The sequence below is a fragment of the Pseudomonas migulae genome, assembly GCF_024169315.1.
In the GTDB taxonomy this organism is placed as follows: domain Bacteria; phylum Pseudomonadota; class Gammaproteobacteria; order Pseudomonadales; family Pseudomonadaceae; genus Aquipseudomonas; species Aquipseudomonas migulae_B.
In genome coordinates this window covers 2,938,801-2,963,158 of the sequence record NZ_JALJWR010000001.1, presented here as the reverse complement: position 1 = coordinate 2,963,158, position 24,358 = coordinate 2,938,801, and the positions used below count along the sequence as shown (strand labels likewise).

At 60.2% G+C, this 24,358-nt stretch carries 24 protein-coding genes; 10 read left to right on the top strand and 14 right to left on the bottom strand.

What is annotated here, in order from left to right:
- Window positions 1–11 precede the first annotated feature (11 nt).
- Together J2Y86_RS13570 and J2Y86_RS13565 are read left to right on the top strand one after the other, a co-directional pair.
- A complete protein-coding gene (locus tag J2Y86_RS13570; protein WP_253432117.1) occupies window positions 12–1,331 on the top strand; it encodes an HlyD family type I secretion periplasmic adaptor subunit in 1,320 nt (439 codons plus the stop codon).
- Window positions 1,332–1,362: 31 nt separating this feature from the next.
- Window positions 1,363–2,664, top strand: a complete 1,302-nt coding sequence (locus J2Y86_RS13565) for a TolC family outer membrane protein (RefSeq protein WP_253432114.1) — start codon at window positions 1,363–1,365, stop codon at window positions 2,662–2,664.
- A 318-nt stretch (window positions 2,665–2,982) separates the two neighbouring features.
- Here the strand turns inward: J2Y86_RS13565 and J2Y86_RS13560 are convergent, their stop codons facing one another.
- Genes J2Y86_RS13560 through J2Y86_RS13545 form a run of 4 tightly spaced genes read right to left on the bottom strand, consistent with a single transcriptional unit; the run spans window position 2,983 to window position 5,721 of the window.
- The gene (locus tag J2Y86_RS13560; protein WP_253432109.1) at window positions 2,983–4,281 is read right to left on the bottom strand and encodes an NAD(P)/FAD-dependent oxidoreductase; all 1,299 of its coding nucleotides are present in this window, start codon (window positions 4,279–4,281) and stop codon (window positions 2,983–2,985) included.
- 60 nt (window positions 4,282–4,341) lie between these two features.
- On the bottom strand, window positions 4,342–4,515 hold the full coding sequence (locus J2Y86_RS13555; RefSeq protein WP_008028730.1) for a DUF3094 domain-containing protein: 174 nt from the start codon (window positions 4,513–4,515) through the stop codon (window positions 4,342–4,344).
- 55 nt (window positions 4,516–4,570) lie between these two features.
- Window positions 4,571–5,098 carry an MOSC domain-containing protein gene (locus tag J2Y86_RS13550; protein ID WP_253432106.1) on the bottom strand — a complete coding sequence of 176 codons (528 nt, stop codon included), beginning with the start codon at window positions 5,096–5,098 and terminating at the stop codon, window positions 4,571–4,573.
- Window positions 5,095–5,721 carry a DUF1780 domain-containing protein gene (locus tag J2Y86_RS13545; protein WP_253432103.1) on the bottom strand — a complete coding sequence of 209 codons (627 nt, stop codon included), beginning with the start codon at window positions 5,719–5,721 and terminating at the stop codon, window positions 5,095–5,097. Before J2Y86_RS13545 ends, J2Y86_RS13550 begins: the two co-directional genes overlap by 4 nt.
- 234 nt (window positions 5,722–5,955) lie before the next feature.
- Between J2Y86_RS13545 and J2Y86_RS13540 the strand changes: the two genes are divergently transcribed.
- The 4 genes from J2Y86_RS13540 to J2Y86_RS13525 are packed head-to-tail and all read left to right on the top strand — an operon-like array spanning window position 5,956 to window position 10,455.
- On the top strand, window positions 5,956–7,323 hold the full coding sequence (locus J2Y86_RS13540) for an aromatic acid/H+ symport family MFS transporter (RefSeq protein ID WP_253432099.1): 1,368 nt from the start codon (window positions 5,956–5,958) through the stop codon (window positions 7,321–7,323).
- Window positions 7,320–8,525 (top strand): benzoate/H(+) symporter BenE family transporter, encoded by a 1,206-nt coding sequence (locus J2Y86_RS13535; RefSeq protein WP_253432096.1) that lies wholly within the window; start codon window positions 7,320–7,322, stop codon window positions 8,523–8,525. Before J2Y86_RS13540 ends, J2Y86_RS13535 begins: the two co-directional genes overlap by 4 nt.
- A gap of 17 nt (window positions 8,526–8,542) precedes the next feature.
- Window positions 8,543–9,811 carry an OprD family porin gene (locus tag J2Y86_RS13530; protein WP_253440279.1) on the top strand — a complete coding sequence of 423 codons (1,269 nt, stop codon included), beginning with the start codon at window positions 8,543–8,545 and terminating at the stop codon, window positions 9,809–9,811.
- Entirely contained in the window at window positions 9,808–10,455 is a 648-nt protein-coding gene (locus tag J2Y86_RS13525; protein ID WP_301308735.1) for a methyl-accepting chemotaxis protein, read from the top strand. Before J2Y86_RS13530 ends, J2Y86_RS13525 begins: the two co-directional genes overlap by 4 nt.
- An 18-nt stretch (window positions 10,456–10,473) precedes the next feature.
- Here J2Y86_RS13525 and J2Y86_RS13520 read toward each other — a convergent pair whose 3' ends face one another.
- Window positions 10,474–10,716, bottom strand: a complete 243-nt coding sequence (locus J2Y86_RS13520) for a DUF2790 domain-containing protein (protein ID WP_253432092.1) — start codon at window positions 10,714–10,716, stop codon at window positions 10,474–10,476.
- Between the two features lie 966 nt (window positions 10,717–11,682).
- On the opposite strand from J2Y86_RS13520, the gene J2Y86_RS13515 reads away from it, so the two are divergent.
- A complete protein-coding gene (locus J2Y86_RS13515) occupies window positions 11,683–12,372 on the top strand; it encodes an energy-coupling factor ABC transporter permease (protein WP_253432089.1) in 690 nt (229 codons plus the stop codon).
- Between the two features lie 63 nt (window positions 12,373–12,435).
- Entirely contained in the window at window positions 12,436–12,651 is a 216-nt protein-coding gene (locus J2Y86_RS13510) for a hypothetical protein (protein WP_008033212.1), read from the top strand.
- Window positions 12,652–12,660: 9 nt separating this feature from the next.
- Here the strand turns inward: J2Y86_RS13510 and yacG are convergent, their stop codons facing one another.
- Genes yacG through pilB form a run of 5 tightly spaced genes read right to left on the bottom strand, consistent with a single transcriptional unit; the run spans window position 12,661 to window position 17,272 of the window.
- Complete coding sequence (gene yacG, locus J2Y86_RS13505) at window positions 12,661–12,861, bottom strand: DNA gyrase inhibitor YacG (RefSeq protein WP_253432086.1); 201 nt, start codon at window positions 12,859–12,861, stop codon at window positions 12,661–12,663.
- Window positions 12,858–13,481 (bottom strand): dephospho-CoA kinase, encoded by a 624-nt coding sequence (coaE, locus tag J2Y86_RS13500; protein ID WP_253432083.1) that lies wholly within the window; start codon window positions 13,479–13,481, stop codon window positions 12,858–12,860. The genes yacG and coaE overlap by 4 nt, the downstream gene beginning before the upstream one ends.
- Window positions 13,478–14,350 (bottom strand): prepilin peptidase, encoded by an 873-nt coding sequence (locus J2Y86_RS13495; protein ID WP_253432080.1) that lies wholly within the window; start codon window positions 14,348–14,350, stop codon window positions 13,478–13,480. The genes coaE and J2Y86_RS13495 overlap by 4 nt, the downstream gene beginning before the upstream one ends.
- Before the next feature lies 1 nt (window position 14,351).
- Window positions 14,352–15,569 carry a type II secretion system F family protein gene (locus J2Y86_RS13490; protein WP_253432077.1) on the bottom strand — a complete coding sequence of 406 codons (1,218 nt, stop codon included), beginning with the start codon at window positions 15,567–15,569 and terminating at the stop codon, window positions 14,352–14,354.
- A gap of 2 nt (window positions 15,570–15,571) precedes the next feature.
- Complete coding sequence (pilB, locus tag J2Y86_RS13485) at window positions 15,572–17,272, bottom strand: type IV-A pilus assembly ATPase PilB (protein ID WP_253432075.1); 1,701 nt, start codon at window positions 17,270–17,272, stop codon at window positions 15,572–15,574.
- Between the two features lie 225 nt (window positions 17,273–17,497).
- Here pilB and J2Y86_RS13480 point away from each other — a divergent pair, with 225 nt between their 5' ends.
- Window positions 17,498–17,914 (top strand): pilin, encoded by a 417-nt coding sequence (locus J2Y86_RS13480; RefSeq protein ID WP_253432072.1) that lies wholly within the window; start codon window positions 17,498–17,500, stop codon window positions 17,912–17,914.
- Between the two features lie 327 nt (window positions 17,915–18,241).
- A complete protein-coding gene (locus tag J2Y86_RS13475) occupies window positions 18,242–18,595 on the top strand; it encodes a BON domain-containing protein (RefSeq protein WP_253432070.1) in 354 nt (117 codons plus the stop codon).
- Between the two features lie 330 nt (window positions 18,596–18,925).
- On the opposite strand, the gene J2Y86_RS13470 is transcribed toward J2Y86_RS13475, so the two are convergent.
- From J2Y86_RS13470 to J2Y86_RS13455, 4 genes are all read right to left on the bottom strand, one after another.
- Window positions 18,926–19,222 carry a DUF2845 domain-containing protein gene (locus J2Y86_RS13470; RefSeq protein WP_253432067.1) on the bottom strand — a complete coding sequence of 99 codons (297 nt, stop codon included), beginning with the start codon at window positions 19,220–19,222 and terminating at the stop codon, window positions 18,926–18,928.
- The gene (locus J2Y86_RS13465; RefSeq protein WP_253432063.1) at window positions 19,222–22,170 is read right to left on the bottom strand and encodes a DUF748 domain-containing protein; all 2,949 of its coding nucleotides are present in this window, start codon (window positions 22,168–22,170) and stop codon (window positions 19,222–19,224) included. Before J2Y86_RS13465 ends, J2Y86_RS13470 begins: the two co-directional genes overlap by 1 nt.
- Before the next feature lie 93 nt (window positions 22,171–22,263).
- Window positions 22,264–23,280 (bottom strand): class I SAM-dependent rRNA methyltransferase, encoded by a 1,017-nt coding sequence (locus J2Y86_RS13460; RefSeq protein ID WP_253432061.1) that lies wholly within the window; start codon window positions 23,278–23,280, stop codon window positions 22,264–22,266.
- A 166-nt stretch (window positions 23,281–23,446) separates the two neighbouring features.
- A complete protein-coding gene (locus J2Y86_RS13455) occupies window positions 23,447–24,319 on the bottom strand; it encodes an oxygenase MpaB family protein (protein WP_253432058.1) in 873 nt (290 codons plus the stop codon).
- Window positions 24,320–24,358: the final 39 nt, after the last annotated feature.

Sequence of the window (24,358 nt, the reverse complement as noted above, 5' to 3'; positions counted from 1 at the left end):
AATACCACGCTATGCAAAACCCCACACCCTTATCTACTGATTCATCCGACCTGCCTGTCGATGACCGGCCGACCCGCCGCGTCGGCTACCTTATTCTGCTGCTGACCTTTGGCCTGTTCGGTGGCTGGGCGACACTCGCGCCCCTCGGTAGCGCTGCGTTGGCGCCTGGGGTAGTCACGGTCAAGAGCTACCGCAAGACCGTGCAACATCTGGAGGGCGGTATCGTTCGTGAATTGCGCGTCCATGACGGCGACCAGGTGAAAACCGGCGATATCCTTCTGGTGCTGGACAACACCCAGGCCCGCTCCGAGATGGAAATGATGCGTAGCCAACTGGTTGCCGCACTTGAACTGGAAGCGCGCCTGGTAGCCGAGCGCGATGGGTTATCGGAACCGAAAGCGGTCCCAGGCCTCAACGCTGAAGATCCGCGGGTACGTGAAGCCCACGACAGCGAGGCGCGAATCTTCCAGACCCGACGTACTTCGCTGCTGGGTGAAATAGGTCTGCAGGAACAGGCCATCGGGCAGATCGAGCAGCAGATCCGCGGCTTCAAGGCGATCATCGCCAGCAAGCAGACCCTGGCTAGCTCCTACGAGGAAGAAATAGTCGATCTGCGCGCGCTGTTGGCCGATGGCTACGTCGACAAGCAACGCCTGCGCGAACAGGAACGCAGCCTCTCGCGCCTGCAGGCTGAAGTGGCCGAGCAACAGTCGGAAAGTGCCCGGGCGTCAGTGCAGATAGGCGAGGCCAAACTGAAGATTCTGCAACTGAAAAAGACCTTCGCTTCCGAGGTGGCAGGGCAACTGGGTGAGGCGCGCACCAAAGTCTATGACCTGCGCGAACGACTCTCCTCCGTGCAGGACCGCGACCAACGCACCGAGATTCTCGCTCCGGAATCGGGGATGATCATGGGCATGACCGTACACACCCTCGGCGGTGTGATCAGTCCCGGAACTCCTTTACTGGATATCGTCCCCGCCAGCGAAGAGCTGATCGTCGAGGCCCAGGTCTCACCGATCGACATCGACCGGATTTCCGTGGGGCGTCCGGTGGACATACGCTTCAGTGCCTTTAAAAGCAGTACCACGCCCGTGATCAGCGGGCGGCTGATCCAGATTTCGGCTGACCGCTTGACCAACAAGGACACCGGCACGGCTTATTACCTGGCGCGTGTGGCCGTCACCGATGAAGGCCGCAAGGCCTTGGGCGATCTGGCTCTGGTACCGGGAATGCCGGCCGAGGTGCTGATCAATACCGGCGCACGCACGCTCTTGCAGTACCTGATGCAACCGGCGACCAATGCGTTCGCCCGTTCGTTGATCGAGGACTGATATGAGGCGTTGTATTGCATGGTGGCTGTCCTTGCCACTTGGGCTTCTTCCCGCTGGCCTGATGGCCGCCGAGGCCTATTCGAATTATGTTGATCTTTGGCAACTGCAACAGGAAGCACGGGGTGCCGACCCGCGCATTCTCAAGGCACAGGCGCAGGTCCGCAGCGGCGAAGGCCGCCAGCGCGAAGCCCTGGGCCGGATGCTGCCGCAACTCAATGCCAACGGGAGTGTCAACCGCAGCCGCCGTGATGATGACTTGAGCCGGACCGAGTACAACGGCAAGCGCGCTTCGCTGGCGCTCAATCAAGTCATCTACGACCCGCAAAGCTGGCGCAGCTATCAGAAGTTTTCCGAGCTGGCGCAACAGAGCCAGTTCGAATCGGCGGATGCCCAGGTGCTGAGCAGTATCGACCTGTCGGATCGCTACTTCACCGTACTCGCGGCAGAGGATGAACTGTCCCTGGTGCGTCGCGAGCTGGAAGCGACCCGGCACAACCTGAAGCGGGTCGAGAGTCTGTTTCAAAGACAGATGGTGACGGTCACCGACCCGCTGGAGATTCAGGCCCGGGTGGACACCCTGGAGGCCGATGAAATCGAGGCTGCCAACAAGGTGGCGATCAGCCGCGAAGCCATCTCGGAGCTGGTCGGTCGCGATGTCCAAGAACCCCTCAAGCGCATCGGCGAGAACCCGGCCTTCAGCTTGCCGGCGCAAGCTGAAGCGTACTGGGTGCAGACTGCGCTGGAGAGCAATCCGGCCCTGAAAGCCCGCGAACACAGCGTCAACGCCGCTGAGGCCGCCATCCGCGAGGCCAAGGCCGGGCATCTGCCCCGTCTGGGTTTGAACCTGACCGCGCAACGCAGCGACATTGGCTACGAAGGCTCACTGACGCCGCGCTCCGATAACTTCGTGGCGTCCCTGGATCTGCAGGTTCCGCTGTACAGCGGTGGTTCTGCCAGCGCCAAGGTGGTGGCCTCCGAAGGCGACAAGGAAGCCGCCCAGCAAGACCTGGAAGCCCTGCGTCGACAGGTGGTCAAGGAAACGCGAAGCGCTTACATCGGCATCACGGCCGGCCTCAGCCGGATCAAGGCAACCCGCCGTGCGCTCGAATCTGCCGAGAGATCACGTCTCGCCACCGAGAGCGCGTTTCAGTATGGCGTTAAGAACGCCACCGATGTGCTGGATAGCATCAAGAACGAATTTAGCGCACGACGTGATCTCTACCAGTCGCAATACAAGTTTGTTACCAGCCTGCTGGTGCTGCACCGCTGGAGTGGCCGACTGAGTGACATCGATATACGCCAGGCGAACGACTGGCTGGTGGCTCCGTTATAACCGCACGGCGGTTCAAGGGATTGGTAATCATGGCCAGACAACCCGGCGCCGCCGACGCATCATATTCTGGCGTGGTTCATTCCCCGCAATCGCTGCATTTATCCTTCTCATGCTGGCCTTGCTTATGCGCGATGCGGAAACGGAGCCGGTATCGCTTCTGTGTCGCGCAAGGGGGATACCGTGAGACACAGATCTGCGGATTGATGCATAACAAATGTGGGAGTGAGCCTGCTCGCGAAGGCGGCGTAACAATCAACATAGATGCTGAATGTGATGACCTTTTCGCGAGCAGGCTCGCTCCCACAGGGTGAATGTGTGTCAGTGCAGCTTGAGCCGCGGCTCAGTCCCGCGTCCGATCTTGCTGCCCAACACCAACATCGCCGTGCGGAACGCGCCATACAGCGCCATCTGGTGCATGCGATACAGCGACACATAAAACATCCGCGCCAGCCAGCCCTCGAGCATGACGCTGCCGGTCAGGTTGCCCATCAAGTTACCCACAGCCGAAAAACGCGACAGCGAAATCAGCGAGCCGTAGTCGGTGTACTTGTACACAGGCAACGGCTTGCCTTCGATGCGCAGCTTCAACGATTTGGCCAGCAATGACGCCTGCTGATGCGCGGCCTGGGCGCGCGGCGGCACATTGCGATCGGTACCCGGCTGCGGACAGGCGGCGCAGTCACCGAAAGCGAAGATGTTCTCGTCGCGGGTGGTTTGCAGGGTCGGTAGCACTTGCAGCTGGTTGATGCGATTGGTTTCCAGACCGTCGATGTCCTTGAGGAAACCCGGCGCACGAATCCCGGCGGCCCAGACCTTGAGGCTGGCGTTGATCACTTTGCCGTCGGCGGTGATCAGGCTGTCGGCGGTCACTTCGCTGACGGCCGCATTGGTCATGACGTTGACCCCGAGTTTCTCCAGGGTTTTATGCACAGGGCCGCCAATCCGTTCCGGCAACGCTGGCAACACCCGTGGACCGGCTTCGATCAGGGTGATGTGCATGTTTTCCGGTTTGATCCGGTCCAGACCATAAGCCGCCAGTTCGTGCGCGGCGTTGTGCAGTTCGGCGGCCAGCTCGACGCCTGTGGCGCCGGCGCCGACGATCGCCACGCTGATCTGTTGCACCACATCGGTTTGCCCGGCGTGAGCGCGCAAGTAGTGATTGAGCAGTTGCTGGTGGAAACGCTCGGCCTGTTTGCGGGTGTCGAGGAACAGGCAATGCTGCGCCGCGCCCTGGGTGCCGAAATCGTTGGTGGTGCTGCCGACGGCGATCACCAGTGAGTCGTAAGGCACTTCACGTGCCGGCACCAATTCCAGGCCGGCTTCATCGTACGTGGCCGCCAGCTGGATTTTCTTCTGTGCGCGATCAAGCCCGCTCATGCGTCCCAGCTGGAACTCGAAGTGGTTCCATTTCGCCTGGGCGACATAGTTGAGTTCGTCTTCGGAAGAGTTCAGGGAACCGGCCGCCACTTCATGCAACAGCGGTTTCCAGATGTGGGTCAGGTTCGCGTCGACCAGCATCACACTGGCCGTGCCGCGCTTGCCCAGAGTCTTACCCAGACGGGTAGCCAACTCCAGACCGCCGGCGCCGCCGCCAACGATGACAATACGATGAGTCATGGGGATATCTCGCAAGGCTAAAAGAAATCGGTGCAATTACCCGAGCGAGCGCGAAGCAGCTCATAGCGTCAGGTAACTGATAAATCGGCTCAACAGGCCCAGGCCAATGGTCACTGCCAACACCACCACCAGGAGCATCCACGGCCGGAAAGGCCGGCGCTCGACTCGGTGCTGGGACAGGTGCAGGTACTCTTCGACATGCTTTTGGTCGTCGGGGTTCAGGCGGCTGGTCATATCGGGCCTCGTCAGGGGGAGACGTTGCTGAATGTGAAGAAGCTACAGGGGGTTTTTACCCCGCGTTGAACGGAGCATAGCCGCTGGCCGGAATCGGCTCGACGCTGACTGTATCGTCCAGGCGAATGATTCCACTTTGTAACACTCGGGCGGTGATTCCGCCATGTCCGCGAACGGCCTGAAAGGTCCCGGGGCCGAGGTTGTGTTGCAAGCGCGCGCAAGGCTGGCACCAACCCGTGGTTTCGAAAATCGCCTGGCCGATTTTGAAGCGACGGCCCTTGAGGCTGAACAGGTTGATACCGCTGATAACGAGATTGCGGCGCAAATCATTAGGCAACACTGGATTATCGTCCGGCCGGCCCATCAGCGAACTGATCACCGGCAGATGTTCCCACTGAATCAGCGTGACCTGTCGCGCGTTGCGTACGCCAGGGCGAGCGCGATCACCGGTCAACCCGGCTTCAAGTCGCGCCTCCACCGCTTCCAGTTCGATCATCGGCACATGAGGCTGCGGGCGCACGCCGATCCAGCGAACGCGACCCTGTTGCGGCACTGCGGCAAGTAATTCCTGCAATGGGCTCACAGGCTGATCCCGACATCGAAAACGATGCTGCGTCCCAGGTTGCTGCGCAGAAAGTCCGGTGCATCCGGGTGGGCGAACAGCACGCGAGCGAATGTCGGACCGACCAGCGACAACGAGCGCCAGCCCTGACGCAAGTATTCGGTTGGCGGCGGGAAATGGCTATTGAGGTCGAGCACTTCGCGCTTGAGGCTGGCGAAGGCAATGATGTCCAGTTCGCCCAGGTCCATGCCGCGTTCTTTGTAGTTGTGTGCTTTCTTGCGCAAGGTCGGCGCGAGTCTCAGCAGGAACTCATTGGCCGGAATACGCCTGGGCTTGGCCTCACGGCGCACCAGCGAACTCAATGAAAAGGCACTGCGTCGCCGCTGCAGCTCATCACGCCACTCATCATTGAGACGCCGGCCCTCGTCGAGCACGAAAAACACTTCGAAATTCGCCTCGCGAAACAGCACGTCCGGCGGCTCCCCGGCGGGGGCGAATTCGTCGACGCGGTAAGGAATGTTCAGGCCTTGCAGCAGGCGCTGGCACACCCAACGCTCACGCTCCCATTTGCGGGCATTGGAGAGGAACGCGTTGGCCTGCTCGGCCGCAATGGTCAGCAGGCGTAAATAATCTGAGTCATCCATAGGCCCAAGCTTAGCGTTCAAATGCGATCGCAAAGAAGACAGTTTGTCGGAGAAGAGCAAAAGACTGCCGCGATATTTCCTCATCCAGCGCCCGATTCAGGGCCTTGCACAAAACGGATAGCGATCTGCGCAAAGCGGATATTGCCCAGCGCCTGGCAACTTTACCCTCGGCTTTACGGGACGTTAGCCGCTTTACCGGGATTTTTATAAAAACAACAACAAGAGATAAATGCCATGCGCAAGATTGACGTACATGAGGTTATCGACAAAGCACGATTCAACCGCTTCCACTGGATGGTGCTGTTCTGGTGTGCCCTGATCATCATCTTCGATGGTTACGACCTGGTGATTTACGGGGTCGTGCTGCCGATGCTGATGAAAGAGTGGGGGCTCAGTCCCTTGCAGGCCGGCGCACTGGGCAGCTACGCGCTGTTCGGCATGATGTTCGGCGCACTGTTTTTCGGCCCGCTCTCGGACAGGATCGGTCGCAAGAAAGCCATCACGATCTGCGTGATGCTCTTCAGCGGTTTTACCGTGCTCAACGGTTTTGCCCGTAACCCCACCGAGTTCGGGATTTGCCGGTTCATCGCCGGGCTGGGCATCGGCGGGGTGATGCCCAATGTCGTGGCACTGATGAACGAGTACGCGCCGAAGAAAATCCGCAGCACGCTGGTGGCGATCATGTTCAGCGGGTACTCGGTGGGCGGCATGCTCTCGGCGGGGCTGGGCATCGTGCTGATCCCGAGCTTCGGCTGGCAGTCGGTGTTTTACGTCGCGGTGCTGCCGTTGGTGTTGTTGCCGCTGATCATGTACTTCCTGCCCGAGTCGGTGGGTTTCATGTTGCGTCAGGGACGCAACGAAGAAGCGCGCAACATTCTCCAGCGGGTCGATCCGGCGTACATCGCGCAGACCAGCGATCAACTGCACATGAGCGAAGTGAAGGGCACCGGCACCCCCGTGCTGCAACTGTTTCGCGAGGGCCGGGCACTGCGCACGCTGATGCTGTGGCTGGCGTTTTTCTGCTGCCTGCTGATGGTGTATGCCTTGAGTTCGTGGCTGCCGAAACTGATGGCCAACGCCGGGTACAGCCTGGGCTCGAGCCTGTCGTTCCTGTTGGTGCTCAACTTCGGTGCCATTTTCGGCGCGGTCGGCGGAGGCGTTCTGGGCGACAAACTGAACCTGCCGCGGGTGTTGGCAGTGTTCTTTGGCGTGGCGGCGGTGTCGATCACGTTGCTGGGCTTCAATAGTCCGATGCCGGTGTTGTACCTGCTGATCGCGCTGGCCGGCGCTACCACCATCGGCTCGCAAATCCTGCTGTACGCCTGCGCCGCGCAGTTCTACTCCATGACCATTCGCTCCACCGGTCTGGGCTGGGCCTCGGGCATCGGGCGCAACGGCGCGATTGTCGGGCCGCTGCTGGGCGGTGCCTTGCTCGGGATCAGCCTGCCGCTGCAACTCAACTTCATGGCGTTCGCCTTGCCAGGCGCGGTGGCCGCAATCGCCATGACCGTGTTCGCTATCAGCAATCAGCGCAGTCACAGGCAATCGTTGTCGGGCCTGCGTCACGGTTCGCCAGACGGGTCCATCGGCGAAGCCTCATGAAAACGTTCGTCCGGGACTTTTCCTTGTCGGCGGCGATCGCCGGATTCATCGCCACGGTGATTTCCTACGCAGGCCCGTTGGTGATTATTTTCCAGGCCGCCGAGAGCGCGCAGCTGTCACGGGAAGTGCTGTCGTCGTGGGTCTGGGCGATTTCCATCGGCAGTGCGGTGCTCGGCATCGGCTTGAGCCTGCGTTACCGCGTGCCGGTGATCATCGCGTGGTCGGCGCCGGGTTCGGCGTTGCTGGTGGCGTTGTTGCCAGGGATCTCCATGCCGGAGGCGGTGGGGGCGTATCTGGTCAGCAGCCTGATCATTTTCCTGGTCGGGGTGTCGGGGGCGTTTGACCGGATCATCGGCAAACTGCCCGCGGCCATTGCGGCGGCGATGCTGGCGGGGATTCTGTTCAGCTTCGGCACGGGGTTGTTCGTCTCGTTGCAGGGCAAACCGTTGCTGGTGCTGGCGATGTTTGCCACGTACCTGATCTGCAAACGGTTGATGCCGCGTTATGCGGTGTTGATGGTCCTGTTGGTGGGCTGCTCGATCGCGTTTCTCGCGGGTGATTTGCACAGCGAAGCACTGGTGATCGGGTTGGCCACGGCGGTGTGGATCACGCCCGAGTTCAGCCTGAGCGCGACCCTGAATATCGCCTTGCCGCTGGTGATGGTCGCCCTGACCGGTCAGTTCGTTCCCGGCATGGCGGTGTTGCGCGCCAGCGGCTACGCAACGCCGGCCGGGCCGATCATCGCCAGCAGCGCCTTGGGCACGGCGCTGTTGGCCCCGTTCGGCTGTCACGGACTGAATCTGGCAGCGATCACCGCAGCCATTTGTACCGGCCGCGAGGCCCATGAAAACCCTGGCAAGCGCTATGTGGCCGGGGTTGTCGGCGGGCTCTGTTACCTGGTGCTGGGGATTTTCGGCGCCACCCTGGTTTCGCTGTTTTCGGCGTTCCCCAAAGAGCTGATTGCGGCGCTCGCCGGGCTGGCGCTGTTCGCCGCAATTGCCGGGGCGCTGGCTGGCGCGATGGCGGTGCCGAGTGATCGCGAAGCCGCGCTGGTGACCTTCCTTACTACAGCGTCGGGCATGTCGCTGTTGGGGTTGTCCGCGGCTTTCTGGGGGCTGATTTTCGGGATGGTTACCCACGTGTTGTTAAACGCCCGTCGCGAAAGCGCGGCGGCTGAAGCACTTCCAACTGTCGATCAATAAAAATAAGAGAAACAATGATGAAACAGATTCTTCCAACAACCGGTTCGGTGTTGTCCATGGCGCTCGTCTCGGGTTTCTCCAATGGGGCAACGGCAGCCGAGAGCGGCTTTATCGAAGACACCACGGCCACCTTGCAAGCACGCAATTACTACTTCAGCCGTGATTTCTCCGACATCGTCGGGGCCAACAAACAATCGAAGGCCGAGGAGTGGGCGCAGGGTTTCATCCTCAACGTCAAATCCGGTTACACCGAAGGTCCCGTCGGATTCGGTGTGGATGTGATCGGCTTGCTCGGGCTCAAACTCGACAGCAGCCCCGATCGCGTCAATACCGGTTTGCTCCCCGTTAAAGACGACGGGCGCGCGGCGAATGACTACAGCCGTCTCGAAGCGGCGCTGAAGGTGCGTTACTCCAGGACCGAGCTGAAAGTGGGGGAGTTGCAACCCAATCTGCCGGTGCTGGCGTTCAGCGATATCCGGCTGCTGCCGCCCAGCTATCAGGGCGCAAGCATCAGCTCCAATGAGATCAATGGCCTGACCTTGCAGGGTGGCCACTTGAGTACCACCAGCCTGCGCAACGAGGCCGGCGACGAAAAGATGCAGGCCATGCTCGGTCACGTTCCGCAGCGTCAGGTCAGCAGTGACGGCTTCAATTTTGCCGGTGCCGATTACGCCTTCAACGATAAGCGCAGTTCGGTCAGTGCCTGGTTCGGGCAACTGGAAGATATCTACAACCAGCGCTTTCTCGGTCTCAAGCACAGCCAGCCGATGGGTGACTGGACGCTGGGTGCCAACCTTGGCTATTACGATTCGCGCGAAGACGGCAAGAAGTTGCTGGGCAACATCGACAACCAGGCGTTCTTCTCGCTGCTGTCAGCCAAGCGCGGCGGCCACACGTTTTATGTCGGTTATCAGGGGATGTTTGGTGACAGTGCTTTCCCGCGGGTCTTTGCCAACATCACGCCGCTGGGCAACGAGGTGCCGACCTACGAGTTTGCCTACACCGACGAGCGCTCCTGGCAGGCGCGTTACGACTACGATTTCGCCGCCCTCGGCGTGCCGGGGCTGACCAGCACCGTGCGCTACATCTCCGGCAACAACGTCGACACCGGGCAGGGCTTCGAGGGCAAGGATCGCGAGCGTGATCTCGACCTCGGTTATGTGCTGCAGAGCGGCAGCCTCAAGGGCCTCGGGATTCGGGTGCGTAATGTGATGGCGCGTTCGAACTACCGCAGTGATATCGACGAAAACCGCCTGATCCTCAGTTACACCTGGACGCTGCTATGAGCACTGAAAAAGAACAAACCACTTACCAAGTCGGCTTGCAGGTCAAGCTGGAGCAATTGACCGAGTCGGTGCTGCAAACCGAGGAGGACATGCGTTTTGCCAACCAACTGGCGCGCACGGCGGGCGAACGGGTCAAGGCGAGTACTCAGAGCATGCAGTCTTCGGCCACTGTGCTGGAGGATCTGAACCTCTACATGCAGCGTCTGGATCAAGTGTTCGATGAGCTCGGCAGTCAGTCGATGCGTATCGGCTCGATTGTCGGCAGCATCCAGGACATTGCCCGTCAGACCAACCTGTTGGCGCTGAACGCGGCGATCGAGGCGGCGAGGGCGGGTAGTCATGGCCGGGGGTTTGCGGTGGTCGCCGATGAGGTGCGCAATCTGTCGCGTCAGGCGGCGGACTCCAGTGCGCAGATCCGGCATATCGCCACGGGGCTGGAGCAGTCCGCGGAGCAGGCGCGCCAAGGGCTTCAGCAGTTATCAGGGTCGACCCGTCTGGGGTTGGAAAAGGCCGGGGTGGCGTTGCACTCGATGGGTGAATTGCAAAGCGGTGCGGTTGCCAGGGTCGAGGTGGTCGAACGGATCATGGCGCGTTTGGCCGGCCTGCACGATTTGGCGTTGCAGGCGAAACGGCTGATCGTGTGAGTCGTGGGTTGCCCGGCTTTACAGGCTGCTGGTGCAGTTGCCCATGACTTGGTAAGTCACGCTGTGGGTCTGGCCTTTATGATCGATGTAGACCATGGTTGCCGGCACGACGTCGCAGGTGGTTGCGGTGTCAGTCACTGAAACCACCTTGGCGATGTCCAGTGGTTGCGCCGGGTTGTATGGGGTGGCGACTGGCTCGTTGGTGGCGGCCATGGCTGATGTGGCAAGGAGGGTCAGAAGCAGGGTGGTCAGGGTTTTCATTTTTGTCGGCTCGGTGGTGGTTCTGATGCTTTGAAGTTTAGTCCTTGGGTGGGAGTGATAAAGGGGGCTGGGGCTGATTCAGCGTTGCAGGAAACGTAATAATCGCTCGGGTTGTTTGGGTGTATATCCGTTTCTGCGGTAACGGCTGATATTGGTTTCGCCCTTACGGCGAGTCACTTGGAGAAGCCCCAAGTAACCAAGGGCTTTTGCCCCTTTCGTTCGGTGCCTCGCTAAGGCTCGGCATGCCCTCCTTCCGGTCCTGCTCCGTGGGCCCGCCGCCATCGGCCATCCATGGCCGGGGGCGGCTACCGCGGCATCCTTGCCGCGGTGCCCACTGCGCAGAACCTCCACTCGGCCTCTCGAGGGGGCGTGCACCGCCACAGCACCGCGAGGCCGCCTACCGGCCTGTCATGTGAAGCGTTTCGCATTCCCCTGTGGGAGCTGGCTTGCCAGCGATGGACGCCCAGACACCGCGTTCATTCAGACAGCATGCGTTATCGTTGACGACCATCGCTGGCAAGCCAGCTCCCACAGGGATTGTTGGCGGGCGTGACATTAGCGTTCCCCCCCCGATGATCCTGACGAACTTCAGGCCGGCTCTCAGGCCGCCTCGCTTCGGCTTTTGATCTTGATCTGCCCCGTCGGAAGGCCGAGCGCAGGTTCTGCGCAGTGGGCAATCCGGCCGGGATGCCGGGTTAGCCGCCCCCGGCCATGGATGGCCGATGGCGGCGGGCCCATGGAGCAGGACCGGAGCGAGGGAATGCCGAGCATTAGCGAGGCACCGTACGTCAGGGGCGCAGGCGCTTGGTTACTTGGCGTTCTTCCAAGTAACCCGCCGTAAGGGCGGAACCAATACCAGCCGTTACGGAAGAAACGGATATACACCCAATCGTAGGGCGCACAAACAGCGGTGTAGACTGATGAAACCTGTCCTCCCCCGGCAAAGAAAAAGGAGCAAGCCCTGCCATGATCGGCGCCGAGCTACTGTCCCCGGAAACCCTCACAGTCGGATGGCTGATCTACGTACCCGCACTGATCTGGGCCGTCGCGCGTGCCCCGTGGGTTGAGCTGTTCAGCGACAACCGCCGCCAGCACCTGCTATTCGGCACAGTATTCGCCCTGTTCATGCTCTGGCTGGTACGACGGGATTTCGACACCGGCGTGTCCTACCACTTCATCGGCATGACCGCCGTGACCCTGCTCCTGGACTGGCCGATGGCGATCATCGGCGGATTGGTGGCCCAAGCAGGCCTGGTATTACTCGGGCGCCAGGACCTCGCCGCCGTCGGGGTAAACGGCGCACTGTTGATTCTGCTGCCCGTGCTGGTCACCGAATGCTGCGCCATCCTGGTAGAACGCGCGCAACCGCGTAATCCCTTCGTGTACATCTTCGTTTCGGGGTTCTTCGCGGCGGCGTTGTCGGCATTGCTGTGCCTGCTGCTGGCGCTGTGGCTGCTGTGGTTCGACGAGCTGTTCGCCATGCCCTATTGGCTGGAAGATTTCGTCGGCTACCTGTGGCTGATCATTTTTCCGGAAGCGTTCATCAACGGCATGGTGGTCAGCGCGCTGGTGGTGTTCTGCCCGGAATGGCTGGAGACCTTCAACCGCACACGCTACCTTTCGGCGCCCTGGAAAGACGACGATCCGAAGTCTTGATCCACATCAAACCCACAATACGGCGACGAATCCATGCTCCGCAAAACCTTCAGGAGGATCGAAATGAGTGTCTACGAATGGGCAAGGCAGGAGTTGCGCCACAGTCTGGATGCAGCGCAGGAAGTAGGATTTGATCCGGGGTTGAGCTTGCGCGCCTTGCTCAGTGCGGTGGTGCAGCAGAGCAAGGCGGTGCGCAGTGTCGAGGATCTGGCGGATGAGTTGCAGTTTCTCGCCGAGAACCTCGATGACGGTCAGGACTACGGCTTCATGCGGCCCTGAACACCGGACTCAGTGACGCGGTTCGAAATCTTCGCTGAACAGATCGTCCTCAGCATCCGGGCTCACCGGAATCTTGTGTTCTTCTGACGCCCAGGCGCCCAGGTCGATCAGTTTGCAGCGGTCCGAACAGAATGGCCGGAAGGTGCTCTCGGCGGTCCATTCGACAGGGGCGCCGCAGGTTGGGCATTCGACGGTTGGGATCTGGCTCATGACTGGCCTCCACGCAAAGTAAGGTAAAAGTGATGCAGGCGCTCGACCTCGCTGTGCAGCCAGGCGAGGTCGCGGTCATTGACCACCACATCGTCGGCATGGCTTACGCGATCCTGGCGGCTGGATTGCGCCTTGAGGATGGCGTGAACCTGTTGTTCGCTGATCTGGTCGCGCTGCAGGGTGCGTTCGATCTGCAGTTGTTCGGGCGCATCGATCACCAGCACGCGCTGGGTCATGGCGTATTGCCCGGACTCGATCAGCAACGGCGAAACCAGAATCGCGTAAGGCGATTGTGCCTTGCCCAGGTGATCGGCGATTTCCTTCGCGATCAGCGGATGCAAAAGCGCCTCGAGCCAGAGGCGTTGCTCAGGCACTTCGAAGATCAGTTTGCGCAACGCCGCACGATCCAGTTGACCGTCGGCTTGCAACACGCCGGGGCCGAAATGTTCGGCGATCCGGGTCAGTGCCGGGCGACCGGGCTCCACGACCCAGCGTGCGGCATGATCGGCATCGACCACGTGCACGCCCAGGTCGATGAAGTGCTGGGCCGCCGCGCTTTTGCCGCTGCCGATGCCGCCGGTCAGGCCGAGAATCCAGGGTTTTTCCACAGGGGTATTCATTTCAAACCGACAAACTGCCAATAGAAGCCGGTTATTTGACCACCCCAGAGCAACGCAATCCAGCCGGCAATCGCCAGATAGGGACCGAAGGGGATCGGCGTCGAGGTTTTCGCGTTGCGCAGGCTCAGTAAAATAACGCCGATCACGGCGCCGACCAGGGACGACAACAGCAGGGTCAGCGGCAAAATCTGCCAGCCTCCCCAAGCGCCCAGCAGGGCCAACAGCTTGAAGTCGCCGTGGCCGATGCCGTCCTTGCCGGTGATCAGCTTGAACAGCCAGAACACAGCCCACAGCGTCATGTAGCCAGCAATTGCGCCCCACAACGCCTCAGTCAACGGCACGAACAACCCGAAGCTGTTGACGATCAGTCCCAGCCACAGCAGCGGCAGCACCAGGACATCCGGCAACAGTTGATGCTCGGCGTCGATCAGGCTCATGCCCAGCAAGCCCCAACTCAACACCAGCACCATCACGGCTTGCCAACCGAAACCGAAATGCCAGGCGATGAACGCTGACAGCAAACCGCAGGCCAGTTCGGTCAATGGATAGCGTTTGCTGATGGGCGTAGCGCAGCTTGAGCATCGTCCACGTAAAAACACAAAACTGAGCAGCGGAATGTTTTCCCAGGCGCGGATCCGGTGCCCGCAGTGCGGGCACTGGGAGTGGGGCAGCATCAGGTTGTAGGTCGGCTGCGGCGTTTCGCCCGGCAGGCCCAGAATGTCGTAGGCCTGCAGCCGCCACTCGCGTGCGAGCATTTTCGGCAGGCGCCAGATCACCACGTTGAGGAAGCTGCCGACCAGCAAGCCGACCACCAGAGCAATGACGACAAACGCTAGCGGGTACAGGGTCAGGATTTCGTTCAGGGGCATGTCAGATCGCATTGCCGAGTTGGAAGATGGGCAGGTACATCGCAACCACCAGGCCGCCGACGATAACACCCAGCACCACCATGATGAACGGCTCCATCAGGCTGGTGAGGTTATCGACCATGTTGTCGACTTCGGCCTCATAGAAACTGGCGACCTTGTCGAGCATGTCATCCAGTGCGCCGGACTCTTCACCAATGGCGGTCATCTGGATCGCCATGTTCGGAAAGATGCCGGAGGTGCGCATGGAGAAATTCAGCTGCATCCCCGTCGACACGTCCTGCTTGATACGCAGCACTGCGCGCTTGAACACGATATTGCCGGTCGCGCCCGCCACGGATTCCAGCGCCTCGACCAGCGGCACGCCAGCGGCGAAGGTCGTCGACAGTGTACGGGCGTAACGGGCCACGGCGGACTTGTACATCAACGTGCCAATCAGCGGCAGTTTCAGCAGCCAGGTGTCGGTCCGGTCCCGAAAGGCTTGCGATGTCTTGAAGGCATGGCGCGCACCGAATATCGCCGCAATCAAAGCCCCCAACATCACCCACCACCAATCCTGCATGAACTGCGACAGGCCGATGACCATCACCGTGAACCCCGGCAATTGCGCACCAAATCCTTTGAACACCGACTCGAACTGCGGCACCACCTTGACCAGCAGAATCCCGGTGACGATGATCGCAACGAACACCACGGCCAGCGGATACGTCATGGCTTTCTTGATCTTGGCCTTGAGGCTTTCACTCTTTTCCTTGTAGGTCGCGACACGCTCCAACAGGGTGTCCAGCGCGCCGGCCTGCTCGCCGGCATCGACCAGGTTGCAGTAGAGCTCATCGAAATACTGCGGTTTTTTGCGCAGGGCGGCGGCGAAGCTGTTACCCGCCGCGACCTCCTGTTTCACGTCGTCCACCAGTTTGCGCATGGCCGGGTTATCGAAGCCCTCGCCGATGATGTCGAACGACTGCAACAGCGGCACCCCGGCTTTCATCATGGTCGCCATCTGCCGGGTGAACAGGGCAATGTCATGTGCCTTGATGCGTTTGCCGAGGCTGAAAATCGAGGCGGATTTCTTGCGCACCTTGCCCGGGTTGATGCCTTGCTTGCGCAGTTGCGCCTTGATCAACGCCGGGTTCTGACCGCTGAGTTCGCCGGTCATCTTCGTGCCTTTTTTATCCGTGCCTTCCCAGGCGTACACACTGATTTTTGCTGCTTTGACCGCCATGTTCAGTCCTTGGTGACCCGGTTGATTTCTTCAAGGCTGGTGATGCCTTGCATGGCCTTGATCAGCCCGGAAGTACGCAGGTCGTTGAAGCCGTCCTTGCGCATCTGGATATCGATTTCCAGCGAATTGCCTTCGGCCATGATCAGCCGTTGCAGATCGGGTGTGTTCTTCACCACTTCATAAATCCCCACGCGCCCCTTGTAGCCGACGTTGCACTGGTCGCAACCGACCGGCTCATAGATCGTGAACGAGCCGATGCGTTCCTCGGGGAAGCCTTCCTTGATCAAAGCCTCGCGGGGAATATCGATGGGTCTCTTGCAATGGGGGCACAGTTTGCGCGCCAGGCGCTGGGCGATGATCAGGCTGACCGACGTCGCGATGTTGAACCCCTGAATGCCCATGTTGTGCAGGCGGGTCAGGGTTTCCGCAGCGCTGTTGGTGTGCAGGGTCGACAGCACCAGGTGGCCGGTCTGGGCCGCCTTGATGGCGATCTCGGCGGTTTCCAGGTCGCGGATCTCGCCGACCATGATCACGTCCGGATCTTGCCGCAAAAACGAACGCAGCGCCTGGGCAAACCCCAACCCCTGCTTGGGATTGACGTTGACCTGGTTGATGCCTTCCATGTTGATCTCCACCGGGTCTTCGGCGGTGGAGATGTTGATGTCAACGGTGTTGAGGATATTCAGCCCGGTGTAGAGCGACACGGTCTTGCCCGAACCGGTAGGCCCGGTCACCAGAATCATCCCTTGCGGCTGCTTCAACGCGGCCATGTACAGCTCTTTCTGGTCCGGCTCGTAGCCGAGGGCGTCGATGCCCATTTGTGCGCTGGACGGGTCGAGGATCCGGATCACCACTTTCTCGCCCCACAGGGTCGGCAGGGTATTGACCCGGAAGTCGATGGACTTGCTCTTGGACAGGCGCATCTTGATCCGCCCGTCCTGGGGTTTGCGCCGCTCGGAAATGTCGAGGCTGGCCATGACTTTCAGGCGCGCAGCGATGCGGCTGGCCAGTTGAATCGGTGGCTTGGCGACTTCACGCAACATGCCGTCCGTGCGCATCCGCACGCGGTAGGTTTTCTCATAGGGTTCGAAGTGCAGGTCGGAGGAGCCGCTCTTGATCGCGTCGAGCAACATCTTGTGGACAAAGCGCACCACCGGCGCGTCGTCGGCGTCTTGCCCGGCGATGGCGTCCTGGTTGCGGTCATCCATCGACTCGATGTCGACGCCATCGAGGTCGACGTCGGCCATGTCTTCGAGGCCAGTACTATGGCTGTCGAAAAATTTCTCGATGGCGTCGCTGAGCTTGTCGTCCTCCACCAGAATGGCTTCGGTGTTCAGCCCGGTGCTGAACTGGATATCGTTGATGGCCTGGTGATTGGTCGGGTCGGAAACCCCGACGAACAACTTGTTGCCGCGCCGCCAGAGGGGCAGGGCGTGGTGCTGGCGAACCAGTTTTTCGCTGACCAGTCCTTTGGGTTGGGACTCTTTGTCCAGGGAGTGGAGGTCCAGCAGGGCCATCCCGAAATGCTCCGAGGCAATCTCGGCGACCTGACGGCTCTTCACCAGTTTGTTCTGCACCAGATAACTGACCAGGGAGAGTTTCTGGCGTTGGGCTTGCTGATACGCCTGTTGCGCGCTTTTGTCAGTGAGCAGTTCGGCCAGGACCAATTGCTTGGCCAGACCGCTAAGGGCGATGTCATTCATTGGAATACCGGACGCAGACAGTTCATGACTTATAGCCTAGTCAACCGATGGAGCCAAACCAGCGCTGCTCTGGTGACAAAAAGTGTCAGTTAGTGCGGACCTTGGGTACTGGCAAAAGCGCCGTGTTGTTCTCGCGCCCCGTTAACAGGGGATTAACGGATTGGCACGGGCTGTGCTGCGGCTAATTCAGATCATGAGATTTCGACTCATGCATGGAGCTTGTCTATGAATACTCAAAAAGGTTTTACGCTGATCGAGCTGCTGATCGTGGTGGCGATCATCGGGATTCTGGCGACGTTTGCATTGCCGGCTTACTCGAAATATCAGGCCCGCGCGAAAGTGACGGCGGGGTTGGCGGAGATTGCAGCCTTGAAGGTTTCGTTTGAAGATCTGATGAATGCCGGCACTTTAGAACCCACCACACTGGCAGGCGCCGGTACGACTACGCAGAACTGTGCAATCGCTGTCACCGGTACGGTTGCTTCGGGCGCTGGAACCATCGTCTGCACACTGCAGAAGGCACCCGCTCCTGTAGCAGGTAAAACCATTACGCTGACGCGCAGTGCTACGACGGGCTGGTCATGCGCCACCGGCGTCACTGCCGATTACGCACCGCCTGGTTGCACAGCTTCTGCAACGTAATGCTGCAGACGGGTAAATAGAAGAATGCCTCATCGTCAGATGGGGCATTTTTTTTGGGAAAAACGTCAAGTTTGCCGCGATGCTCAGCAAGAATTAGAAAACCCCGCAAATTCATGGCCTTAGGCCCACGCCAAAACCCGCAACTTGCATGTACATAAATTCAAAGTCATGCAATTTGCATGATTCCGAAAATTTGCCATTTCTGTATCTTATTGATTTATAACGATTTGTTGTCTGTCTTAAACTTGGCACAGCGTTCGCAATATACCCAGTAACCCTGCTGACAAGACACGCAGCAGACTTTATGAAAAAACAGGAGTTACTCGTATGAAGAAGTTCGCTATCGCTGCCGCTACTGCTACCGCGCTGACCCTGACCATGGCCAACGCTGCATTCGCTCAAACACAAGCGACCCAGGCTCCAATGGTTCTGGCTGCGGGTGAAGTGACAGAAGCCAAGGAAGCTACCTCCGACACCTGGATCACCACCAAAGTCAAAGCTGACCTGGTGACCGAAAAAGGCATTCCTGGTACCGACATCAAGGTTGAAACCAACAAAGGTGTTGTTTCCCTGTCGTCCACCACTGCCGTGACTGACTCCCAAAAAGAAGTTGCGGTGAAAATCGCCAAGAACATCAAAGGCGTCAAAGCGGTCTCCGCTGACGGCCTGAAAGCCGAGTAAGGCAAGACTTCTCGCCTGAACCGGGAGAAGACGCGGTAGACGAGCCAAGTCATACGTCTACCGCCACTTGAGAGTTCATGCGACGGCCACAAGGATGTGGCCATTACAGGCCCCGGACATTCGTGTTTGGGGCCTGTTCTATTGTGGGTACCGCAAAACCAATGTCGGAGCGAGCCTGTGTCGTGAGGGGATTTATCCCCGTTCGGCTGCGAAGCAGTCGCAAGCTAAGTGGCACCGTAGTCACAGACTTGGGGCCGCTTCGGGACCCAACGGGGGATAAATCCCCTCGCCACACAGGTTCACTTCCACATTTTTGGTTTTGTGTCGGGTTCAGTTACCGCGCTTGCTGGTGATCTGCTTCAACCGATTCCCTTCAAACCGCAGGTACTGGTACATCCCGCCGTTGGGCCCGTAGGTCCATTCCTCGACCTGGAACTCTTCCCGCCGATTGGCACTGCGCTTGTAGCCCAACAGATCGCGGCTGACCGGCTCACCGCACTTCTGCAACACCTCGCTGGACCTGTCCCCGACGCTGACCAGCTGACTGCCGCAGCGCAGGGTATCGGCGGCCGAGACCTGGCTGGCCACCAGTGTCAGTGCCAGGCCCGACAGCAATTGTCTGATCATCACTCGGCGTCCAGATGCAGTGGTGTCACCACCTTACCGTCACTTTCCGCTTCGCCGAGGCTGGCGTCGATGAAATAAACGCGGTCGTCGGCCAGCTGGCCCTTATCGACGAGATAATCCTTGATGCTGCTGGCGCGGTCCTGGCCCAGTTGCCGCAACAGCACGTCGCTGGTACTCCAGAACTTGATCACGTCCGCACGCATTTTCGCAGTGCGTTCTTCCTTGCCCAGATCCTTCCATTCGGCGGGCGGCTGGACTTTCAGGCGGGTGCGGTAGATGCCTTCCAGCAGCGCGCCTTTCTCGCCGTCCGGTACTTGCAGCAACGAAGCCTGCGCCGGCACCTTGTCGCCGCGACGCTGGAGCATCTTGTAGTAGTTGTACTGGTATTCGCGTTCCAGGCGTTGCTCGGCGATCGGCGGACCATCACTGCTGGCGGCAGCGGTGCCTTCGATTTCCAGGCGCAGGGCAGGGCGTTCCTTGAGGGCCTGGGACAGCTTGACCAGCGAACCCTCGGCCTCCTTGCTCAAGTCGCTGGATCCCGGCGTGAACGAGACCGTGCCCAGGTCTTCCGAACCGCCGCCACTGACCAGCCCGCCGATCATTTTGAACGGTGCGGCGGCGGCCTTGACGATCAGGTTGCGCAGGGTCTGCCAGACAATCGGCATGACGCTGAACTGTGGATTGTTGAGGTCGCCGGTGACCGGCAGTTCGATGGAAATCTTGCCGTCGACGTCCTTGAGCAGGGCGATCGCCAGTTTCAACGGCAGGCTGACAGCGTCCGGGCTGTCGACTTTTTCGCCGAGTTGCAATTGCTCGACCACCACTTTGTTTTCAGCCTTGAGCTGGCCTTTGGTGATCAGGTAATGCAGGTCGAGATTGAGCCGGCCCTTGCGGATACGGTAGCCGGCGAACTTGCCGGAGTAGGGGGTCAGCGTGGTCAGTTCCACCCGTTTGAAACTGGTGGCGATGTCGAGGCTGGCCATCGGATCGAACGGATTGACCGAGCCCTTGATGGTCACCGGCGCGTAGCGATCGACCTTGCCTTTGATGTCCACGGTCGCCGGTTTCGCCTGACGGCTGTCGATGGTGCCGATTTGGCCGTTGAGCTGTTGCACGGCGGTGGCGAAGTTCGGGGTCAGACTGAAGTCGGCGAAATTGGCCGAGCCGTCATTGATGGCAATACCGCCAATGTGAATGCCCAGCGGTTTGTCCTTGCTGGCGGGTTTGGCGGCGGCCGTTTTGGCACCGGAGTCGGGCGGCTGCGGGATCAGCAGGTCATCGACGTTGGTGGTGCGATCATCGTTGATCATGAAACGCACATAGGGCTGGAACAGGTTGATCCGGTCGATCGACAGGCTGTCGCCGTGCTGATAATTCAAGCCTTCGACCACCACCTGCTGCCACTTGAGGAAGTCGCGGGTTTTCAGGGTGTCGAGGGTGTGCAACTGATCGATCTGCGCGCGTCCTGTCACGCTGAGCGCCAGCGGTTCGGTGCTTTTCAGGTTGACCGCCAGGTCGCTGCCCAGCATGCCGCTGCGCAGTTCGAGGCGAATGAACGGGTTGATGTAGGACTGGGCAACCCGCAGGTCGATGTCCTTGGTCTGCACGTTGAGTCTGGCGCTGACCGGGGCCAGATTGACCTCGCCATCGGCGGTGATCTTGCCTTGCTTGCCCACGCCGGTGTCGAGCTTGAGGGTAAAAGGCGAGCCATTGAGGCTGTCGAAATTCTGCAGGTCCAGGTTCAGCGGGTTCAGGTCGAGCGTCACGGCGGGTTGTGCTTTGCGGTCGGCCAGGTGCACCTGGTAATCGCGCAGCTGCACGTCTTTGAGCAATACCTGCCAAGGCTTGCTCGGCGCGGCAGGTGTTTTCGGCGAGTCGGCGGCGGCTGGCGTGCTGACGGGTTCGGCTTTGGCCTTGGTCGCTTCTTTGGACGGTTGGCTGGCGAACAGTTTCTGCCAGTCGAGTTGGCCGTCAGCTTCAAGCGCCGCCCAGGTTTCCAGTTTGTTGCTGCGGATCTTGCCAACCACGACTTGCTGCTTGGCCAGGTCCACGGTGGTGTCGCTGATGTCGAGTCGCGCGAGTTTCGCCAGCGGTCGACCGTCCGGAGCGTTGATGGCGAAGGGCGCGACACTAACCGCGACGTTGCTCAGCAGCAGCTCGGTTTCCTTGGACAGGTTGAGTTTGTAGTCGGTGCTGAGGTTCAGCACGCCGTTTTCCAGCACCAGCGGCAGCGCGTCACGCACATAGGGCCAAAAGGCTTTCATCTGGCCGTCGGTGATTTTCAGCTTACCTTCGGAGGCGATCGGGATCAGGCTGAAATTACCGGTCCAGTCGAGCTGCCCACCGTTCGGGCCGATGGCCACAAGGGTCATGTCGGCACTGTCTTCGGGCAGGGTGCTGAGGTTGTTCAGCTCGAAATCGAGTTTGTCGTAGAGGAACTCGATGGCTTCGCTGGGACGGTCATCCTTGAAATGCACGACACCGTCAGCCAGTTTGATCCGCTCGATGCGCAACGGGAACGGTTTGGCGTTCGGGTCGGCCGGCGTCGGCTCGCTGGCGGGGATTTTGAACAGACCGAGCAGATTGAGCTTGCCGTCCTTGCCGAAGAGGATTTCGGTCTTGGGTTTGTCCAGTTCGATATCCGACAGATGCAGCGCTTTGGTCCACAGGCTGTCGATCTGCAGGTTGGCGTACAGGCGTTCGAAGCCGACCTGTTCCTTGCCCGGCTCGCCGATGATCAGGCCCCACAGTGTGACTTCAAGACTGAAGGGGTTGAGTTCGATTCGCTGAATGGTCGCCGGCGTCGTGGCGTAGTTGGCCAGTTGCTGGTTGGCAACCCGCAATGCGATGCCCGGCAAAATCAGAAACCCCAGCAGGCTGTAGAGGGCCAGAGCAGTCAACAAGGCGCCGATAGCGCGGATCAATCCTTTGGGCATGTGTGGCTTCATCTGTCTGAATCGGAGTGCGTTGGAGTATGGCACGCGAATCCGGTTCCGAAGTAACCACGCGTTATCGGATTTATCTGATTTTGCCGCGGGTTTTCAGAGCTGCAGGATCAGGGTTTTCAGCGGAGGCTGTTGATCCATGGACGGGAAATCGCCGCCCGGTTTCATCACCGTCCACTCGCGCACCGGTCGCCCGGCTTTCTCCGCGCAACGCAAAACCTGCTCGCGCCAGTCGTCCATGCTGACTTTTGCCAGGTTGTTGCAGCAGATCAGCACGCCATTGTCGGCGGTGGTCAGCAGCGCGGGTTTGAGCAGGCTCTGATAGTCGCGCAACAGGTCGACGGTGCCGAAAGCGCTCTTGGCCCAGGCCGGTGGGTCCAGCAGAACCAGGTCGTATTGACGTTGTTCCAGGCGTTGATAGCTCGGCAATTTCTGCCCGCGGCGCTGGCTGATGGGCAGGCCGGCGAGCTGGCGAATGGCCGGGAAGTAATCTGACTGGATGAACTGCATGGTCGGCAACTGCGGATTGAGCAGACCGTTTTCGCGGCCTACCGCCAGATTGCCCTCGGCGAAATCGAGGTTGCACACCTCGCTCGCGCCACCGGCCGCAGCGCTCAGGCCGACGCCGCAGGTGTAGGCAAACAGGTTGAGCACGCTTTTATTCTTGCTGTGTTCCTTGACCCAGCCGCGGGTGTTGCGCAGGTCGAGGAACAGCAGCGGGTCCTGACCGGCGTGGCGGCCGCGAACCCGGTAATTCAGGCCCCATTCGTGACCGACCAGGTCTTGCAGGGCGGCTTCGTCAGCCCGGTAAACGGTGTCTTCACGGTCGATGCGCGAGTTGCCCCGGGAGCGGTCGTTGTAGACCAGCAGGGTTTCGAAGCCCAGGTGTTGATTGATCGTTTCGTGCAGTTGCAGCAGGGCATCGCGCTCCAGTGCCTGGTGAAAGCTCTGCACCAACAACTGCGGGCCGTAGCGGTCGATGGTCAGGCCGCCGGCGCCTTCCTGGCTGCCATGGAACAGGCGATAGCAATCGGTGCCTTGCTGATGCAGTTCGGCAAGCAGGTCCTGGCGATGATCGAGGGCGGCGCGCAGCGCCTGATTCAAGGAAGACATGCTGGGCGCCTTGCAGGAGGGACGGGATTTGGCGCGGGAGTTTAACAGCTTGCGCACGAGAGGACTTGTAGGAGCGAGGCTTGCCCGCGAAGAACGATGACGTTGTGTATCAGGCAGACCGCGTTGCCTTCTTCGCGGGCAAGCCTCGCTCCTACAAAAATCTGGATCAGATGAGCAGACCCATCCGCCGCTTCGCCCGATGCGCCGAGCCATTGCGCACCGCCCAGCGCAGCATCGGCGCGCTGCGGTTGATGCTGGCGCGGATCAACGTGCGTTGCAGCGGGCTCTGGCGCACGCCCAGCATGTCACTGGCCCAGTCCGGCAGCAGGTCGATGCCCGCCTGCATCATCAACCCACCGAACGGCTTGGCCAGACGGCTGGGGGCCGGGGCATTCAACAACAGTCGCAACACCTCGCGACTGCGTTCGTCGCACAGCAGTTGTGGGCGAATACGTTCAAGGTACTCGGCTATTTCCTGTCGCGAACGGGGCACATCACGGGCGCCCAAGCGTTCGGCGATCAAGGCGATTTCATTGTAGTAACGGTCCTGATCGGCCGCAGACAGGTGCGGATTGCGGTAACGCAAATGCGCAGCGAGGAAGTTGCTGACCTCGGCCACATGCACCCAGGTCAGCAGATCGGGATCACTGGCGGCGTAAGGCCGGCCATCCGGCGCGGTGCCGGTTACTTGCAGGTGGATGGTTCGGACTTTCTCGATCAGCCAGTCGGCGTCTTTACGCGAGCCGAACGTGGTGCCGGAAATGAACTGCCCGGTTCGCCGCAAGCGACCGAGCATGTCCTCGCGAAAATTCGAATGGTCCCAGACCCCGGCCAGTGCCAATGGGTGCAGGGCCTGCAGCATCAGCGCGCTGATCCCGCCGATGAGCATGCTGCTGAAGTCGCCGTGAACCTGCCAACTCACCGAATCGGGACCGAACAGGCCGGGGTCGCCCTTGGGGTTTTCCAGGTCGAGCTTGCCGAGGGACAGTCCGGTGAGGCTCATGACCTGGGTTTCGATGCGGCTGCGGATGAATTCCATGGCGACTCAGTGGTGAAAAAAATGCGCGGCAAATTTTGT